Source organism: Joostella sp., assembly GCF_048266025.1.
Classification (GTDB): domain Bacteria; phylum Bacteroidota; class Bacteroidia; order Flavobacteriales; family Flavobacteriaceae; genus Galbibacter; species Galbibacter atrarenae.
On sequence record NZ_JBLXAF010000011.1, the window covers coordinates 1 to 19516 of the forward strand.

Below are 19516 nucleotides of genomic sequence, written 5' to 3' on the forward strand. Positions count from 1 at the left end.
TATTATAAAAGTAAATGGTGCAGATGCAGCGACTAATTCAGTTTTGAAGGATTTAGAATTTAGTGTTGCAGATGAATCAATAACGAGCGAAAAGATATCAGATGGAACTATTGTAACAGCAGATTTAGCTGTTGGTACAATCACTTCAGAGAAGATAGCTGATAAGACAATTACAGAAGTAGATATTGCTGATGGAGCGATTAATCCGTATAAGATTTTAGCAGATGCAGTTGAAGCTAAACATATAAATAATGATGTTGCGGGCGCAGGATTAATTCAAAATGCCACAAGTGGAGCGTTAGAAGTAGATGTAACTGCTATCGAGGGGGATGGAGATATAACCTCTACAGACCTAACAGTTACTGGGGGTGCTAATTCCGTATTTAATGATGTTAGTTTGGAGGTTAAAGATGGTGCAATCACAGCAGTCAAATTAAGCTCTGTAGGATCAACAGCAGGACAGGTTCCAGTTGCTGATGGATCAGGAAATGTATCGTATAAAACATTATCAGCAACAGAAGTACCATACGAGAATTCTACATCAGGGTTAACAGCAGAAAACACACAAGCAGCGATAGATGAGTTGGCAGCAGGAAGTACCGATGATCAGACAGCGACAGAGGTAGATATCACTACAATTAGTGGTCTTACTTCATCAACAGTTCAGGGAGCATTGGAGGAATTGAATACAAATAGCACCGACGATCAAACAGCAACAGAAGTACCATACGAGAATTCTACATCAGGGTTAACAGCTGAAAACACCCAAGCAGCAATAGATGAAGTAAATACTGCAACTCAGGTAGTGACTGAAGAAGTTAATACAATATCTAAAGCAGCTAGAATTTTTTATCCGCCTTCAATTGCTATAGATGCTTCAGTAAATGGAAATTTTGAAATCGATTTATATCAGCAATATGTTGAACAATTCGGATCACCTGTAATATCAAGTGCAGGAGCTCCTAATGCTATTCCGACATATGCTAGTGATGAATTATATTATTATGTTACAGCATACGATACAAATGTATTTACTGTCACTAGTATTGATGTTAATGGGAAAATGACTTATACAGTTAAAAACCCTCCGGCAGATTACAACTCACTTATCAACGTGGTATTCGTAGTAAAATAATTGTTTGATATCATCTAAAAAAAATCATTTTGAAACATCAAAATAAACATATCAAACAATTTGCAATAGGATTGCTTTTGCTACTTTCCTATCAAGCGAGTGCGCAATTTGTTTTGGAAGCCCCTGTTACAAATTCAACAGATGGTACTATTAGTAACTATCGTTGGTTTGTGCAAGACGGTTCTTCCGATAATGCCAGTGATGCAGTTTTATTAAAAGAGTCTGAAACAGATAATACACTTGAGGTATTTTTACCAGGAGTGTATTATGCGGTGTATGATGGTACTATATGTGGTAAAAATACGAGTGATTATTTTATACTAACTTATTGTAGTTCTCCAGAGAACGAGGTTACTTTAGATGTTTCTAGTAGCGTGAGTAGTAATGCTACCGTAAGTTGGAATGATAGTTCGTTGGGTGTAAATAAAGCTCCTAAAGTTATTGCTGATAAGGCTAAACAGAAATATGAGGCTACTGTTACTAAGGCAGGTAATTTAATTGAATTGCCTACTTTTTTTGTTGCTTGCTTCGGAGAGCAATTTGAATTAGTAGATGATATTGTAGCAGTGTTGGATAATAATCCAACAGGAAAGACAATCATTAAAATGACAGAGAATGATATTTCTTTACCATCTATGGGAGTGTTTGATTATACAAATCCGAGCCATGGTACAATAGAATTATTTGGTCAAGAAACGTTGGATCCTAATGATGATTATTTTGTTTATACTCCAGGAACATCATTTGTGGGATATGATGAGTTTACATATCAACTTAGTATGTTAGATCAATATAATGTCGAGCAAACGAATTCTGCAACTGTAACTATTGACCTTATACATGCTGCTAATGATAAGTTAACGGTGTTAGAAGACAGTCAAACTGGTAATGATAATCAGATTGATGTTAGTGATAATGATAATATTGGAGGTAACGGAAGTGGTGTAGATGATTACGCGCTTGCTACAGCACCTGCATATGGAACGGTAACAGAAGTTTCAGATGGGGTGTTTGAATATATTCCAAATGAGAATTTTAATGGTCTTGATTTCTTCATCCATACATTAACAGATGCAGCTGGGAATGAAGTTTCTGCTACGGTATCTGTACAAGTTACTCCAGTAAATGATGATCCTATTGCGGTAGATGATGTAAAAAGTACCAATGGAGATATTGTATCGATAGATGTGCTTATAAATGATACCGATACTGATGGAGATCCATTGTCTGTTTCGGATTATACTGCTCTTTCTGATCATGGACTAGTGGAAGAGAATACACCCGGAATTTTAACGTATACACCAGAGCCTGGATTTGTAGGTCAAGATTGTTTTGAATATACAGTAAGTGATGGTAATGGTGGTAGCGATACTGCAGAAGTTTGTATTACTGTAGGAGAAGGAGATGGCAAAGGAGTATTAGCTGAAAATGATAAAGGGGAAATGGAAGAAGATACTGTGCTGACAATAAATGTTCTTGCAAATGATGATATAGGAGGAATCACTGATTACGAAGTGGAGGTAGAGCCTGCTATTATAAATGGTTCAGCATATGTAAATAATAATGAAATTGTTTTTACTCCTCATCCAGATTTTGTAGGACCCATTACTTTTGAATATAGTATTAATTATACAGATCTAACAGGAAATCAAGATTCTTCATCTGCTTTTGTTAGTATTCAAGTAACGCCTGTTAATGATGTAGAAGATGATTTCTTTAATGTTGATTCTTCTGATCCTTCACAAGTGATTTTTAATGTTTTAGGAAATGATACATTTAATGAAGATACTAAATTAGAGATGGTGAGTGTTTCGGATCCTTTAAACGGAACGGTAACAGTTAATCCAGATAATACAATCTCATATGTTGTAAACCCTGGCTTTGATGCAGAGGATGTTTTTGGGTATATAGTAAGAGTTATTAATGAAGATGGAAAATGGAATAATGAACAAGGTATTATTACTGTAAACGCTTCGCCATTAAGTCCTCCACCAGCTCCGCCAGCACCAGAAGAGGATTTAAGAGTACATCAGTTAATCACTGCTAATGGTGATGGAAGAAATGATGAGTTGAAAATCTACGGGATAGAAGACTATCCAGATAATACGGTTAAGATTTTTAATAGGTGGGGAGTTTTAGTTTATGAAACAGAAGGATATGGCCAAAGTAGCAATACGTTTAGAGGGTATTCTGAAGGTAGAGTAACCGTTGGACAGAGAAATAAATTGCCTGTGGGAACCTATTATTATACCATTGAATATATTAAGGAGGAGACTAGAAAAAGTATGGCAGGATATATCTATCTCAATTATTAAGATATGAATGAAGTGAAGAATTATAAATTATTAGTGATATTGTTTATTTCGATTGGGATAAATTCAGTTTTTTCTCAGCAAGATGCACAGTACACTCAATATATGTACAATACAATGAGTATAAATCCAGCTTATGCCGGTAGTAGAGGCATGCTTAGCGCTACGGCTTTATATAGAAATCAATGGTTGGGTTTAGATGGAGCTCCGCAAACGCAGACAGTAAATGTGCATGCGCCGATTAAATATAGTAGACTGGGAGTTGGTTTGTCAATAATAAACGATCAATTAGGGGAAGGTGTAACGCAGGAGACGTTCTTTGATGCTGATATTTCCTATACCATTCAAACTTCTTACCAAGGAAATCTTTCCTTTGGATTAAAAGTAGGGGGGAGTTTATTAAATATAGATTTTACAAAACTGAATCAATATGATGATGTTGAGCTTACTGGTCAGAATAATATTGATAATAAGTTTTCTCCTAATATTGGAGCTGGAATTTATTACCATGCCGATAAGTACTATATAGGTTTTTCTGTCCCTAATATGCTTACAACAGATCATTTTGATACGTCTAATAACTCTAATACTAGCACATCTTATGTAGCTGCCTCTCGTGTACATTATTACCTTATGGGAGGATATGTTTTTGATCTTGATTATAGATGGAAGTTTAAGCCTACACTATTAACAAAATATGTTTCAGGAGCACCTTTACAGGTAGATATGTCTGCTAATTTTATGTATGATGAAAGTGTGACTTTTGGTGTTGGGTATAGATTTGGAGCATCAGTAACGGGTATGGTTGGTTTTCAGCTTAATGAAGCTTTAGCAGTTGGTTTAGCATACGATCGTGAGGTAACAGCCTTAGGAGGTACGCAATTTAATAACGGTACCGTGGAGATATTTCTTAGATATGAGTTTTCAAGGAATTATCGACGTGTAACCGGTCCAAGATTTTTCTAAGCAAAAGCAATAGGTTTAGAACATTCAATGTGAAAATCTCGCTTTATGGCGAGATTTTTTTGTTTTATGATATGGTTAACCATTTTTGTAAGTTTGTTGTACTATTTTACAAATCTATTGATAGTAATAGAATATATTGTTGAAAGAAAAAAGCTAAATGGAAAAAGAAAAAGTTATTTTGGTGGATTCCAATGATCAGCAAATTGGACTGATGGAAAAAATAGAAGCACATGAAAAGGCATTACTTCATAGAGCTTTTTCTGTTTTCGTTTTTAATGATGCTGGTGAGACTATGATTCAGCAAAGAGCAGCTCATAAGTATCATTCTCCTGGTTTATGGACAAATACATGTTGTAGTCACCAAAGAGAGGGAGAGAGTAATATCGATGCTGGAAAACGTCGTTTGCAAGAAGAAATGGGCTTTACTACGGAACTAGAAGAAGTGTTGTCTTTTATATATCATGCTCCATTTGATAATGGTTTAACAGAGCATGAGTATGATCATATTTTAGTGGGTAAATTTAATGAAGAACCTAATATTAATCCTGACGAAGTTGCTAGTTGGAAATGGATGTCTTTAAAAGATATTAAAAAAGACATGCAAGAAAATCCAGATTTATATACTGCTTGGTTCAAGATTATTTTTGAAAAGTTTTATATTCATATTGAAGAACAATCTACCACATAATTATGAAATTGAAAGTAAGTAGGAAGGCACATTTTAATGCCGCCCATAGATTGTTCCGTAAAGATTGGGACGATCAGAAAAATAAAGAGGTTTTTGGTAAGTGTAGTAATCCAAATTATCATGGCCATAATTATGAATTGATTGTTAGTGTTTCTGGACCAATAGACCCAGAAACAGGATTCGTAATCGATTTAAAAATCTTAAAAGAACTTATAGAAAAAGAGGTAGAAGATCATTTAGATCATAAAAACCTAAATATAGAAGTTCCAGAATTTGCATCGTTAAATCCAACTGTAGAAAATATAGCAATTGTTATTTACAATCGCTTAAAACCCTTTTTAGAGCAATTCGACTTAGAAGTTGTATTGTATGAAACACCAAGAAATTATGTAACCTATACTGGAGCGTAGTACTCTTTGGGAGTAACTAAAAACAGTAAGGTTTTTATTAAAATTATATAGTAGAAGATGAAATTATATCCAATCAAATTTAACCCAATATTTAAAGAATATTTATGGGGAGGAACAAAGCTTAAAGAAGTGTTAGGCAAAGACGTTAAGACAGAAACAGCTTCTGAAAGTTGGGAATTATCTGGAGTAGAAGGGAATGTGTCCGTAGTAAGTAATGGTGAATTAAAAGGAAATACGTTACAAGAATTAATAGACACCTATAAAGAAGAGTTTCTAGGGAAGGATGTTTATAATCGCTTTGGAAATAAGTTTCCAATTCTAATTAAGTTTATAGATGCAAAATTAGACTTATCTGTTCAGCTTCATCCAAATGATGCTCTTGCAAAAGAACGTCATAATTCTTTCGGGAAAACGGAGATGTGGTATGTTATGCAGGCAGATCCAGGATCGAAACTTATTGTAGGTTTTAATGAAACGCTGACAAAGGAAACATATTTAGAGCATCTAAAAAATGGAAAGTTGCTTGAAATTCTTAATCAGGAAGAAGTGACTACTGGAGATACTTACTTTATAAATACAGGGAAAGTACATGCTATCGGCGCGGGAATCCTTTTAGCGGAAATCCAACAGACATCCGACGTTACATACCGTATTTATGATTACGAGCGTAAAGATAAGGATGGTAATACACGAGAATTGCATACAGAACAAGCCGTAGATGCTATCGATTATCAGAAGAAAGACGATTTTAAAACTAGTTATGAGACAACTTATAACTCTTCTAATAATATGGTTAATTGTGATTATTTTGTAACCAATTATCTAGATGTTGTAGGGACTTTTGTTAAGCAATTAGTAAATAGAGATTCTTTTACAATCTACATATGTGTAGATGGTCAAGCGCAGGTTACTGTAGGAGAAAATAGCGAGAAGTTAGTAAAAGGGGATACAATTTTAATTCCAGCGGCTATAAACGAAGTAATTATTAGTGCAAAGGATGCTAAAATATTAGAGGTACATATTTAAAAAAAGGTGTACTTTTGCAGCAAAATAAAATACTATGGCTAATATTAGAGATTTAAAGAGAGATATAAACTTCGTTTTAGGAGATATTATAGAAGCAGTATATATCTGGGAGATAAGCACCCAAACTCCAAATTCTAAAGAAGGAGATAAAATAATAGATGAAGCTATTAAAACTTTTGATGATTTAATCGCTAAGGTTAATGATAAAAGTGTTGATAATAGAAAAGCTCATTTAAAGGAAGTGAACAAAGAACTTGAAGAAAAAGCGACTTCTTTGGTTGAGAAATTAAACAAGCTTTCTGCTGCTTAAGAAAAAAAATATTTTTTTGGTAAAAAAGTTTGCAGGTTTAGTTTTCAATATTATATTTGCACACTTTTTAACCGAAACGCCGATGTAGCTCAGCTGGCTAGAGCAGCTGATTTGTAATCAGCAGGTCGTGGGTTCGAGTCCCTCCATCGGCTCCAAAAAGCCTCTCATTTTTGAGAGGCTTTTTTTATGCCTATAACTTGTCCTACAGAGTGTTGAGTTTTATGAGCAGTAGTATCCTCATTTTTTAATTCTTCAATAAAAATGTATCTTAGAGGGTGTAATATCTTAAAATACATAGTGTTATGAGTAAAAGAGATACATTTAGAGTTCCTATTTGGTTTTGGATGATTGCGATATTCTCCCTTATATGGAACTTAACCGCTATAGGTGCCTTTGTAGGGCAAATGAGTTTTTCTCAAACCTCTTTATTAGCTTTTCCTGTTCCAGAACAAGAATTATTAAAAGAATATCCTACTTGGCTAGAAGTAGTCTATGCAGTAGTGGTTTTTGCAGGTATTTTAGGAAGCTTAGGTCTGCTTTTAAGGAAGAAATGGGCAAAACCTTTATTCATTCTTTCCCTTGTTGCAATCGTTGTGCAAATGAGCTATAATTTAATATCGATTACTTCTCTAGAAAACTTTAGTCCAGAAGCAGTAATTCTCCCTATTTTTATTATGTTTTCAGGATTGTTTTATGTGTTTTTTTCAAACTATAGTATCAAAAGGAATTGGCTTGAATAAAATGCCAATTAAAATACTTTATAACTCTATATAGAGTTGTGATTTTCTAAAAACTAACCAACTAACTTAATTTATTATGGATGATCAATTTTCTACTAAAATCCCGTGGTGGTTTTGGCTTGTTACCATAGTTGCATTGCTATGGAATTTAATGGGTGTGGGTGCATTTATTGCTGATATGACTATTACAGATGAAGCTATTCAGGCTCTGCCAAAAGCACAACAAGAATTGTATCTTAATAATCCTATATGGGTTAAAGCTGCATACGGTATTGCTGTTATTGGAGGTGCATTAGGATGTATTCTATTAATATTTAGAGTGAAGACAGCGAAGCTAGTTTTTATAATTTCGTTGATTGCTATTCTGATTCAAATGGGATATAATTTTTTAATTGCTTCCTCTCTTGAAGTTTATGGGCCTGGAGCTTATTTAATGCCGATAATGATCATAGTAATTGCAGTCTACCTTATAATATTTTCAGGAAAAAGTATAAAAAAAGGTTGGTTGAAATAATATCAACCAACCTAAAAATATAATTTAGAAACAGATGTTATTCAGTGATCTCCTCTGTTGCTGCAGTTTGCTCTTTTTCTTTTACTTCCTTTACAAATGTATCTAGCATTTTTCCATATTTAGATGCTGCAACTTCTGGAGTTAATGAGTTGTTTATAGAGTCTAAATATTTTGCATTAGTGTTGTATGCGTTTGCAAGTGTAATGTAAGGCGCAGCGTAGGAATCTTTATTGTTTAATATAAAATTAAGCGTGTATAAATAACTGCGTGTTGAATTTTTTTCTGAAACTTGATTTAGTGAATCTACTAACTTTAGATCTCCCTTTTTCTCAGCTTCGATACTTTCTTTAATAAGGTCTAAGTTTTTTCCAGAAAATTTAGAAAGAATACTTTTATATTCTGACCATGTATCATTACTTTTTGATCCTTCAATTTTAGCTTCTGGAGCAAAATAATCTCTAGTAGTATTTATGGTGATAATCCCTGGTTCTCCAAAAAAATCAAGACGATCGTTTAGGAGGTTCCCGTCGTTTTTATCTAGATAAAGCGTGAAAACTTCTGGACTTTCAATATATGTAGAAAAGTTAAAATCCGAATTTCCATCAATCTCTAACGAATCTATCGTAACCATTGTACTATCTTCTATTTTCTGAAAATATAATGTTCCTTTGCGTAAACCTTCAACGGTTCCTTTAACAGTCATGTTATCATTATTCTTTCCGCAGGAAGCAAGTACTAAAACCAGTAATAAAGGTGCTAATAATCTATACATAAGTTGTTTTTTTCTGAAGGGCAAATATGCGTAATTCTTATTTTAATTGCTACATTTTTGAGGCTAATTCCATTAAATAAGCACAGAAAATAGCGCCATAGGTTCCAACAGCATAACCAAATACAGCTAAAAGGACTCCCACAGTAGCTAATGACGGATGAAATTCTGCTGCCACAACTGGTGCAGAGGCAGCTCCACCCACGTTTGCTTGACTTCCAACAGCTAAAAAGAAGTATGGAGCTTTGATGATTTTAGCAACTATAATAAGTAATACCGCATGAATAGTCATCCAAACAAGACCGATTGCAATAAGTCCAGGATTTTCAAATATTTTAAAGATATCCATTTTCATTCCAATAGTAGCTACCAAAATATAGATACAGATGGAACCGAATTTACTAGCGCCAGCACCTTCATAATTTTTGAATTTGGTGAACGATAGTGAGATTCCAATTAATGTAGCAATAGTAATCATCCAAAAGAACTGCGACCCAAAAGAAGAGAGCGCACTCTTTTTATCGCTTACAGCATCAAAGTTACTAGTTAAAAAATCGGATATATTATTAGCTCCAAAATGTGCAATTCCTACAGCAACAAATGCGATAGATAAAATCATCATATAGTCGGTGAGGGTAGGAGTTCTTGTAACTTTTTCAGCAAAAGCTTTCATCTTGTTTTTTAAGTCATCGATAGCGCTGTTATCTGCTTTTAGCCATTTATCAATTTTATCACTTTTACCAACGCCAAGAAGAACTATTGCCATCCATAAATTTGCAACAACAATATCTACTAAGACCATACCTCCGTATTTCTCCGGATTGTATTTGAAGATCTCTAACATGGCAGCTTGGTTTGCACCACCTCCAATCCAACTTCCAGCAAGTGTTGCAAGTCCTCTCCATACGGCATCTGGTCCAACGCCGCCAACAGTTTCAGGAGAAATGGCAGAAATAAGTAAGATAGCTAAAGGTCCACCAATTACAATTCCTATTGTTCCTGTAAAAAACATGATCAAGGCTTTAGGGCCTAAGTTAAATACTGCTTTTAAATCGATACTCAATGTCATTAAAACTAATGAAGCTGGTAATAAATATCTACTTGCAACGTAATATAAGTTGGAAGTTTCATCAGAAATAACACCGAACGAGTTGAATAAAGATGGGAGTAAATAGCACATAAGTACAGAAGGCACTATTTTGTAAAACTTACTCCAAAATCCAGTTTTTATTGCTGAAGTATAAAATACGAATCCTAAACATAACATGATGATACCTAATACAATGGTATCGCTTGTGAAAATGGGCGTTTCTTGCATCAAAAAAAATTTTCGGGAAAATACAAAAATGTAAATAAAGAATCACAATGAATAAGACGTTTTAAATAAAGTCAGTGTCGCTTATTTTGTAAGTGGAAGGTAATGTGAGTTGAAGTCCGGTGGCTTTGGGATGAATTTATCTAAATCATCATGAAAAAATTTATTCGAATTTTTAAAGTATAGTTTATCCAAATCTGAATTGTAAGTAGTGAGTTCTCCATTTCTAATTTCATCAATATTATATGTTCTAATAATGTGTGGAGAAAGTTGAGTTTCTAATTTGTCGGCGTAAACAAACGGATTGAAATCGGATTCGTTACTTTGTGTAGTAGTACTATACGTTCCTAAGAGAAGGCTGTCTTGCTTGCTGTTGTTTTGAGAAAAACCTATGGTAGTTACGAGCATTATTAAGACTACAAGAGATTGTTTTGAAACTGAATTTTGAAGTTTCAGAAGAAAAAATATGCTCATATCACTCACTTTCAGGATTGCTTTAATGTTGCTTGAACTACATATGATAGTAAATATAAGAATTTTCAACTTAAAGTGATGCGCTCTTTTGCACTAGAGTAGGCGTGTCAATAAAAAAATAACCGCTATCAAAAGTTTTGATAACGGCTATTAAACAAATTAAAATAAATGTTTCTTTTTAAATTTTTAAGCAGCTGGTAAATCTCCTTTTTCTTTTACAGGAAGTGATGAAGATCCCATTAAATAGGTGTCTACGTGGTGTGCAGCTTCTCTACCTTCAGAAATAGCCCAAACAATCAATGATTGTCCTCTGCGCATATCTCCAGCAGTAAAAATGTGTGGCACATTAGTTTGATACTTATTGTTACCTTTTATATTGCTTCTATCGTCTGTATGCAGTCCTAGTTGCTCGCTTAATGTCGCTTCAGGGCCTGTAAACCCAAGTGCTAATAAAGCAAGTTCGCATGGCCATTCTTTTTCTGAACCTTCAACTTCTTTTAATTGAGGGCGCTCACCAGGTATTTTAACCCATTTTACTTCAACAGTTTTAATGGCTTTTAAATTTCCTTTTTCGTCTTTTACAAACTCTTTGGTTAATATGCTCCAATTACGTTCTACACCTTCCTCATGAGAAGAAGTAGTTTTTAGTGTAAAAGGCCAATAAGGCCATGGGTTTTCGTCAGTTCTTGAAGTGGCTGGAATCGGCATAATCTCAAAGTTAGTAACCGATTTTGCTCCATGACGGTTAGATGTTCCAACGCAGTCGGAACCTGTATCACCACCACCAATAACAATTACATTTTTTCCAGCAGCATGAAGAGATTCTGTAGTTTCTTCAAGGCCATCAACAACTTGGTTGTTACGTTTTAAGAAATCCATAGCTTGAACAACTCCGCTAGCATCAGCTCCTGGAATTGGTAATTTTCTGCGTTGTGTAGCTCCACCACAAAGAACAACGGCATCAAAATCGTTTAACTGTGCCGCATCGTAGTTTTTTCCTACGTGTACATTGGTTTTAAATTTGATACCTTCTTCTTCTAAGATAGCAACTCGACGATCGATTACTTTCTTTTCTAATTTGAAATCTGGAATTCCATAACGAAGTAAACCACCTACCTTTTTATCACGTTCAAAAACTGTAACTGTGTGTCCAGCACGATTTAATTGTTGTGCTGCAGCTAGTCCAGAAGGACCAGAACCTACAACGGCAATTGTTTTTCCAGTACGTTTTTTTGGAGGATTAGCTTTAATCCATCCTTCTTTAAATCCGCGTTCTACAATATATTTTTCAATAAGTTCAATAGAAACAGGAGGTTGTATAATCCCTAGTACACAAGCAGATTCACAAGGTGCTGGGCATAATCTCCCTGTAAATTCAGGGAAATTATTGGTAGCATGTAACAAGCGTAATGCTTTACTCCAGTCATTTTTATATACTGCGTCATTAAAATCTGGGATTAAGTTCCCTAATGGGCATCCGCTGTGGCAAAAAGGAATTCCGCAATCCATGCATCTTCCACCTTGCTCGTTTAATTCTTCAGTTTCGAGTTCTTTGGTAAACTCGTTGTAATTTTTTACACGTTCTTCAACAGCAATATTGTCTTCGCCGCGTCTTTCGTATTCTAAAAATCCTCTTAGTTTTCCCATTTTATGCTGTTGTTAATTCTTTATTCTTAATTTCTTCTTTTTCCTTAGCAAGAAATGCTAAAGCTTTTTTGTATTCCGTAGGCATCACCTTAACAAACTTATTGCTGTTACTTTCCCAGTCGGCTAACACTCGTTTTGCAAGCGGACTATCAGTATATTTTACATGTTCAGCAATCAGTGCTTGTAATTGGTCTTGATCATTATCATCAAGATCTTCCAATTCAATCATTTCCATGTTAAAGTTATTGGTGTCTAGTTTATTCTCTGGATTATAGATGTAAGCAATACCACCACTCATTCCTGCGGCGAAATTTCTTCCTATTTGTCCTAGAATAACAGCTACCCCACCAGTCATATATTCACAACCGTGATCTCCAATCCCTTCTACAACAGCTTTAGCTCCAGAGTTTCTAACTAAGAAACGCTCTCCAGCAATACCGTTAATATATGCTTCTCCATTTATAGCTCCATACATGGCAACGTTACCAATAATAACATTGTCTTCAGGTTTGAAAGTAGCCTTTTCAGGTGCTTTTACGACTAATTTAGCTCCAGATAATCCTTTTCCGAAGTAGTCATTAGTATTTCCATTCACTTGAAGTGTAAGTCCTTTTGTTGCAAAAGCCCCAAAACTTTGTCCGGCAGAACCTTCAAAATGTAAGGTAAGCGTATCTTCAGGAAGCCCATCTTCACCATGGATTTTAGAAATCTCATTACTAAGAATAGCACCTGTAGTACGATTCATATTATTGATAGGGAAATCTAAAGTCATTTTCTCTTTACGGTATACCGCAGGGTGAGCAAGATTTAGAATATCGAAATCTAAAACTTTCTCTAATTGATGATCTTGTTTTTCTGTATTATGAAGTTTAACGTGTTCTGGAACTCTTGGTTTATAAAGAATATTAGAAAGATCTACCCCTTGCGCTTTATAGTGCTTAATGGCTTTATCCATATCTAATTTCTGACTTTGACCTACCATTTCTTCAATAGTTTTGAACCCAAGGTCTGCCATTATCTGGCGTAATTCCTGAGCAATGAAATACATGAAGTTAATTACATGCTCTGGTTTTCCGTTAAAGTTCTTACGTAATTCAGGATCTTGCGTAGCAATACCTACAGGACAAGTATTAAGGTGGCAAGCACGCATCATAATACAACCTGAAGCTACTAATGGAGCGGTTGCGAAACCGAATTCTTCAGCTCCTAATAAGCAAGCAATAGCCACATCACGACCAGTTTTTAATTGTCCGTCACATTCCATTACAATTCTTCCTCTTAAATCATTAAGAACAAGAGTTTGCTGTGCTTCTGCGATACCAAGCTCCCATGGTAATCCTGCGTGGCGAAGTGATGTTAAAGGAGATGCTCCCGTACCACCATCAAAACCAGAAATAAGCACTACATCTGCTTTTGCTTTGGCAACACCGGCAGCAATAGTTCCTACACCTACTTCAGAAACTAATTTTACATTTACTCTAGCTTCACGATTTGCATTTTTTAAATCGAAAATTAGCTGTGCTAAATCTTCAATAGAATAAATATCGTGATGCGGAGGAGGTGATATCAATCCTACATAAGGAGTAGAATTTCTAGTTTTGGCAATAGAAGGGTTTACTTTTGGTCCTGGTAATTGTCCTCCTTCACCAGGTTTAGCTCCCTGAGCCATTTTAATTTGTATTTCTCTAGCATTGGTAAGGTAGTTTATAGAAACTCCAAAACGTCCAGATGCAACTTGCTTAATGGCACTGTTTCTCCAGTTACCGTTAAGGTCTTTATGGAAACGATCTGGATCTTCTCCACCTTCACCAGAATTACTCTTACCTTGAATTCTATTCATGGCAATTGCTAAATTCTCATGTGCTTCCTTACTGATAGAGCCGAAAGACATCGCTCCAGTTTTAAAGCGTTTTACAATATCTGTCCAAGGTTCTACTTCTTCAATAGGAATTGGATTTAACTGTTTGAATTTAAACATTCCTCTAAGTGTCATCAAGCGTTCTGTTTGCTCGTTGATCATTTTAGAGTATTCCTTATAACTGTCAAATTTATTAGTTCTTACCGCTTGTTGTAGTTTGGAAACAGTTGTTGGGTTAAACATATGTCTTTCCCCATTTCTTCTCCAACGATAATCACCACCAATTTCTAAATCTAAATCTGATAAAGCTTCACTGTCAGTATAAGCCTTAACAATTCGATTCTGAATTTCTTTTTCGATTTCATAGATCCCTATACCTTCAATACGACTGGTAGTGTTACAGAAATATTTATTTACAAACTTTTTATTTAATCCTAAAGCCTCAAAAATTTGTGAACCTCTGTATGAGTGTAAAGTTGAGATTCCGATTTTGTTCATAATCTTAACAATACCTTTTCCGATAGCTTTGTTGTAATTTACAATAGCCTCGTCGAACGTGTTTTTAATATCTCCATCTGCAATTGCTTTCTCAATGATCTCATTTACCATGTATGGATTAATCGCGCTAGCGCCATATCCAAATAACATTGCAAAGTGGTGAGGTTCTCTTGGTTCTGCAGATTCTATTACAATACCTATTGCAGATCTTTTTTCTTCTCTTTTAAGTGAATGGTGTACATGTGAACACGCTAAAGCAGAAGGAATAGGAGCCATTGTACTAGAGACATTTCTGTCTGAAAGAATAATGGTGTTACACCCTTCGTCAATGGCGTCAGAAATTTCTCTTACCATTTCATCTAAACGTGCTTCAAGGCCATTCAACCCTTTATTTATATCATAAAGGATTGAAATTGAAACGGCCTTAAAGTCCGGGTGGTTAATATATTTAATCTTATCCAAGTCTTCATTTGAGATAACTGGATTTTGGATTTTAAGTTTTTTACATTGCTCAGGAACAATATCGAAGATGTTTCTGTCTCCACCAATTGATAAGCTAATGTCTGTTACAATTTCTTCACGGATTCCATCCAATGGTGGGTTAGTAACCTGTGCGAAAAGTTGCTTGAAATAATTGAAAAGCAACTGAGGCTTGTCTGATAATACAGCAAGAGGAGTATCTGTACCCATAGATCCGATGGCTTCTTTTCCAAGAGTTGCCATTGGTGTAATAAGGGTTTTTATATCTTCTTTTGTGTATCCAAATAATTTTTGACGCGTTACAAATGGTTCCTTTTCAATAGGAGTTTTGTTTCCTGTATATGAAATGCTAGAAAGTTGTAATAAGTTTTCGTTAAGCCATTTTCTGTAAGGTCTTTTGCTTGCAATACTCTCTTTTACCTCTTCATCGCCAATAATACGTCCTTCATTCATGTCTACTAAGAACATTCTACCCGGTTCTAATCGTCCGTGATGCTCCACATTTTCAGGAGCTACATCAATAACTCCTGTTTCAGAAGACATAATTACGTAACCATCTTTAGTAACAGTATATCTAGAAGGTCTTAATCCATTACGGTCTAAAAGAGCTCCAATGTAATTTCCATCAGTAAAAGGAATCGATGCAGGGCCATCCCAAGGCTCCATAATACAAGAATTGTACTCATAGAAAGCTTTTTTAGAATCCGACATAGATTGGTGTTTCTCCCAAGCTTCTGGTACCATCATCATCATTGCTTCTGGTAATGAACGTCCAGTTTGTAATAGGAGTTCTAAAACCATATCCATCGATGCAGAATCAGATTTTCCTTCTAAAACGATAGGTGGAATATCTTTAATGCTATCTCCGAAAATTTCAGTTTTAAAAAGCTCTTCTCTAGCTTTCATTCTACTAAGGTTTCCTCTTAGTGTATTAATCTCTCCATTATGACACATTAAACGGAAAGGTTGTGCAAGATCCCATGTAGGGAATGTGTTTGTAGAGAATCGTTGGTGCACTAAAGCTAACTTTGTTACTACTTCGGGTTGCATCAGGTCTCTGTAATAAGCACTGATGTCTTGAGGCATTAAAAGTCCTTTATATATAATTGTATTGGTAGAAAGACTTGAGAAATAAAAGAACTCTGCTTCCGATAGATTAGAATCTAAAATGGCATGCTCGGCAATTTTTCTACCAGCAAAAAGTTTAGCATTGAATTCTGTTTCAGAAAGTTCTTGGTTGTTTTTACCAATAAATACTTGTTTGATATATGGTTCTGTCTCTGCAGCAATTTCCCCGATACATGCATGATCTACTGGAACATCGCGCCACCCAATAATTTCTAGGCCTTGCTTTTTAATGTTCTCTTCAAAGATATTAATGCATATTTGAGACTGATTCTTAGATTTAGGTAGAAATAACATTCCTACCGCATATTCTTTAGGCTCGGGGATTTCGAATTTACAAGCTTGTTTAAAAAAGGCGTGAGGAATTTCTATAAGTATTCCGGCACCATCTCCTGTTTTTCCATCTGCACTTACCGCACCTCTATGTTCTAAACGTATTAGAATGTCTAGTGCTTTATGTATGATGTCGTTTGTTCTAACTCCGTTTAGGTTACAGATAAAACCTGCACCGCAATTATCGTGTTCAAACTCCGGGGAGTATAGTCCTTGTTGTTGTGGTTTCATAAATTACGTGGTTTCCACAAATCTACCAAGAAAGATGCATATTTGTCAACGTTTTGATGTTAAAGATGAAATTAATCAATCGTTCGGAAATAAACCCTGAGAAAAATGTAATATCGTAATTCTGGGTATGCTCAAATTATCAAATCGTTAATTTAAAGACATAATAATGTTAATCCCTATTTTTAAGAGGGGTCTAAGTGATTATTTGTGTAAATAGACTGTTAGATTTTGTTATATACGGGGGTGTAGTCGTTTTTTTACATAAAAAAAACCAATCAACCCTATTTTTAACAGGGGTGATTGGTTTTTTAGTGTATTTTTTATGATAAACTCTTTTTTTTAAGAGGGGTTTAGTCGGCTAAAATGCTTCTTGAAATTACAATTTTTTGAATTTCTGAAGTCCCTTCGTAAATTTGAGTAATCTTAGCATCTCTCATAAGTCGTTCTACATGGTATTCCTTAACATACCCATTTCCACCATGAATTTGTACTGCTTCTACTGCTACATTCATAGCTGTTGTGGAGGCGTGTAGTTTTGCGATAGCGCCAGAAAGGTCGTAGTCATTTCCATTGTCTTTGTCCCAAGCTGCTTTTAAAACAAGGTGTCTAGCTGCCTCAATTTGGGTGTGCATATCTGCAAGTTTAAAAGCAATGGCTTGATGATTACATATTTCTGTGCCGAAAGATTTTCTTATTTTAGAATAGCTTTTTGCAAGTTCGTAGGCTCCAGAAGCAATTCCAAGTGCTTGAGCCGCAATTCCGATTCTACCACCAGCTAACGTTTTCATGGCGAATTTAAATCCAAATCCATCTTCTCCGATTCGGTTTTCTTTAGGGACTTTAACATCGTTAAAAATTAAAGAGTGCGTATCACTTCCTCTAATTCCTAATTTTTGCTCTTTGGGGCCTACTTCAAAACCAGGCATTCCTTTTTCAAGAATAAGGGCATTTATACCTTTATGTTTATTGTCGGGATGTGTTTGTGCGATAACAAGATATACATCCGCAGAATTACCATTTGTAATCCAATTCTTAGTTCCATTAACTATATAGTGATCTCCTTTATCTATTGCAGTAGTTTTTTGAGAGGTAGCATCACTACCAGCTTCAGGTTCTGATAAGCAAAAAGCTCCAATAATTTCACCAGAAGCTAGTGGTTTCAAGTATTTTTGTTTTTGTTCTTCAGTTCCGTAATGCTCCAAACCCCAACATACTAAAGAGTTATTTACACTAACAATCACAGAAGAAGAAGCATCAATTTTAGAAAGCTCTTCCATTACCATAACATAAGAAACGGTATCCATTCCACTTCCTCCATATTCAGGAGAAGTCATCATTCCTAAAAAACCAAGCTCCGCCATTTTCTTCACTTGCTCCGTAGGGAATTCTTGCTTTTCATCTCTCTCTATTACTCCAGGTAATAATTCAGTTTTAGCAAAATCTCTTGCAGCCTCTTTTATCAGTAATTGTTCTTCAGAAAGTTTAAAATCCATCCTATTTTGTGATATTTTTATAAAGTTCTTCAAATATAATTTTAAAATGTAACATTTTCAATGATTCTTGTTTATTTTTACTTCAATGAAACAGGAAAACTACAACGTTATAGGGGTGATGTCTGGAACATCATTAGACGGAATCGATCTTGTGAATATTCGTTTCACATATAAAAAAGACTGGACTTTTGAAGTTATAAACGCCGAAACATATGAATATAGTGCTGATTGGAAGCGAACGCTTAAAAATGCTATTCATATAGATAAAGAGGTGCTTAAAGATTTGGATGAAAGGTATACTATTTTTTTAGCTGAAATAATCAGTAAGTTTATTCAGAAAAATAATATTAAAGAAATAGACTTTGTAGCTTCTCATGGACACACTATTTTTCATAAACCTGAAATTGGGGAAACATATCAGATAGGAAATATGCCTTTTATTGCTGAAAAGTTATCTAATAAGGTGATATGCGATTTTCGGGTGCAAGATGTTCAATTAGGAGGGCAAGGAGCTCCGTTAGTTCCTATTGGAGATAAGCTGCTTTTTTCTGATTATGATTATTGCTTGAACTTAGGAGGTTTTGCAAATGTATCTGTTATGGATGATGGAGTTTATAGGGCTTTTGATATTTGTGCAGTTAATAATGTGTTGAATCATTATGTTCATCAATTGGGGTTTGATTACGATGATGGTGGTAAAATTGCTTCTTCAGGTAATCTAAATAGTGAGTTGCTGGAAGAGTTAAATAGTCTTCCGTTTTACAAGAAAACATTTCCTAAGTCATTAGGAATAGAATGGGTGGAGAGTGATGTGCTTCCTATTATAGATGGCTATAAAATTGCTCCTGAAGATATATTGAGAACATATGTAGAGCATTCTGCATATCAAACAGCCGCAGTTTTAAAAAAATCTTCCTCAGTCTTAGTTACTGGCGGAGGGGCTTATAATACTTTTTTTATTGATAAATTGAAAACATATAGTGGTGCGGATATTTTTCTTCCTGAAAATGAAATAATAGAATTTAAAGAAGCTATAATTTTTGGATTATTAGGCGTTTTAAAAGATAGAGGAGAAGTAAACTGCTTGAAGGCTATTACAGGCGCGTCAAAAGATCATAGTAGCGGAAAAATATACAATCCTTAAAAAAGTATAAAAATCGAGGTCAGATTTTTTAGTTTTATATATTTGTGA

Annotated in this window: 16 protein-coding genes and 1 tRNA gene; 11 read left to right on the forward strand and 6 right to left on the reverse strand. The window is 34.9% G+C overall.

Translation table 11 applies throughout. The annotated features are described in order from the left end of the window. The 10 genes from ACN0TY_RS15315 to ACN0TY_RS15360 all read left to right on the forward strand — a co-directional run. A partial coding sequence (locus ACN0TY_RS15315; protein WP_417445171.1) for a hypothetical protein occupies positions 1-1135 on the forward strand: 1135 nt, incomplete at its 5' end. A 29-nt stretch (positions 1136-1164) separates the two neighbouring features. Further along, the gene (locus ACN0TY_RS15320) at positions 1165-3450 is read left to right on the forward strand and encodes an Ig-like domain-containing protein (RefSeq protein ID WP_417445172.1); all 2286 of its coding nucleotides are present in this window, start codon (positions 1165-1167) and stop codon (positions 3448-3450) included. Between the two features lie 3 nt (positions 3451-3453). After that, entirely contained in the window at positions 3454-4413 is a 960-nt protein-coding gene (locus ACN0TY_RS15325; RefSeq protein WP_417445173.1) for a type IX secretion system membrane protein PorP/SprF, read from the forward strand. Between the two features lie 157 nt (positions 4414-4570). Beyond that, positions 4571-5101 (forward strand): isopentenyl-diphosphate Delta-isomerase, encoded by a 531-nt coding sequence (gene idi, locus ACN0TY_RS15330; RefSeq protein ID WP_236960155.1) that lies wholly within the window; start codon positions 4571-4573, stop codon positions 5099-5101. 2 nt (positions 5102-5103) lie between these two features. Beyond that, positions 5104-5511, forward strand: coding sequence for a 6-pyruvoyl trahydropterin synthase family protein (locus tag ACN0TY_RS15335; RefSeq protein WP_236960153.1), 408 nt, complete (start codon positions 5104-5106; stop codon positions 5509-5511). 57 nt (positions 5512-5568) lie between these two features. Continuing rightward, the gene (locus ACN0TY_RS15340) at positions 5569-6537 is read left to right on the forward strand and encodes a type I phosphomannose isomerase catalytic subunit (RefSeq protein ID WP_417445174.1); all 969 of its coding nucleotides are present in this window, start codon (positions 5569-5571) and stop codon (positions 6535-6537) included. Positions 6538-6571: 34 nt separating this feature from the next. Continuing rightward, positions 6572-6847: a hypothetical protein gene (locus ACN0TY_RS15345; protein ID WP_236960149.1), complete on the forward strand. Its 276-nt coding sequence runs from the start codon at positions 6572-6574 to the stop codon at positions 6845-6847. Positions 6848-6925: 78 nt separating this feature from the next. Beyond that, positions 6926-7002: transfer RNA gene (locus ACN0TY_RS15350), tRNA-Thr, on the forward strand. 147 nt (positions 7003-7149) lie between these two features. Then, positions 7150-7587 (forward strand): hypothetical protein, encoded by a 438-nt coding sequence (locus tag ACN0TY_RS15355; RefSeq protein ID WP_417445175.1) that lies wholly within the window; start codon positions 7150-7152, stop codon positions 7585-7587. Between the two features lie 76 nt (positions 7588-7663). Next, on the forward strand, positions 7664-8101 hold the full coding sequence (locus ACN0TY_RS15360; protein ID WP_417445176.1) for a hypothetical protein: 438 nt from the start codon (positions 7664-7666) through the stop codon (positions 8099-8101). A gap of 37 nt (positions 8102-8138) precedes the next feature. On the opposite strand, the gene ACN0TY_RS15365 is transcribed toward ACN0TY_RS15360, so the two are convergent. From ACN0TY_RS15365 to ACN0TY_RS15390, 6 genes are all read right to left on the reverse strand, one after another. Continuing rightward, the gene (locus ACN0TY_RS15365) at positions 8139-8873 is read right to left on the reverse strand and encodes a DUF4369 domain-containing protein (protein ID WP_417445177.1); all 735 of its coding nucleotides are present in this window, start codon (positions 8871-8873) and stop codon (positions 8139-8141) included. A 49-nt stretch (positions 8874-8922) separates the two neighbouring features. Then, entirely contained in the window at positions 8923-10188 is a 1266-nt protein-coding gene (locus ACN0TY_RS15370) for a DUF819 domain-containing protein (protein ID WP_417445178.1), read from the reverse strand. An 81-nt stretch (positions 10189-10269) separates the two neighbouring features. Further along, entirely contained in the window at positions 10270-10659 is a 390-nt protein-coding gene (locus ACN0TY_RS15375) for a hypothetical protein (protein WP_417445179.1), read from the reverse strand. Between the two features lie 186 nt (positions 10660-10845). After that, complete coding sequence (locus tag ACN0TY_RS15380) at positions 10846-12306, reverse strand: glutamate synthase subunit beta (protein WP_417445180.1); 1461 nt, start codon at positions 12304-12306, stop codon at positions 10846-10848. A gap of 1 nt (position 12307) precedes the next feature. Next, entirely contained in the window at positions 12308-16831 is a 4524-nt protein-coding gene (gene gltB / locus ACN0TY_RS15385; RefSeq protein WP_417445181.1) for a glutamate synthase large subunit, read from the reverse strand. A 350-nt stretch (positions 16832-17181) separates the two neighbouring features. After that, positions 17182-18324, reverse strand: a complete 1143-nt coding sequence (locus ACN0TY_RS15390; RefSeq protein ID WP_417445182.1) for an acyl-CoA dehydrogenase — start codon at positions 18322-18324, stop codon at positions 17182-17184. 85 nt (positions 18325-18409) lie between these two features. Between ACN0TY_RS15390 and ACN0TY_RS15395 the strand changes: the two genes are divergently transcribed. Beyond that, entirely contained in the window at positions 18410-19468 is a 1059-nt protein-coding gene (locus ACN0TY_RS15395) for an anhydro-N-acetylmuramic acid kinase (RefSeq protein WP_417445183.1), read from the forward strand. Positions 19469-19516 lie beyond the last annotated feature (48 nt).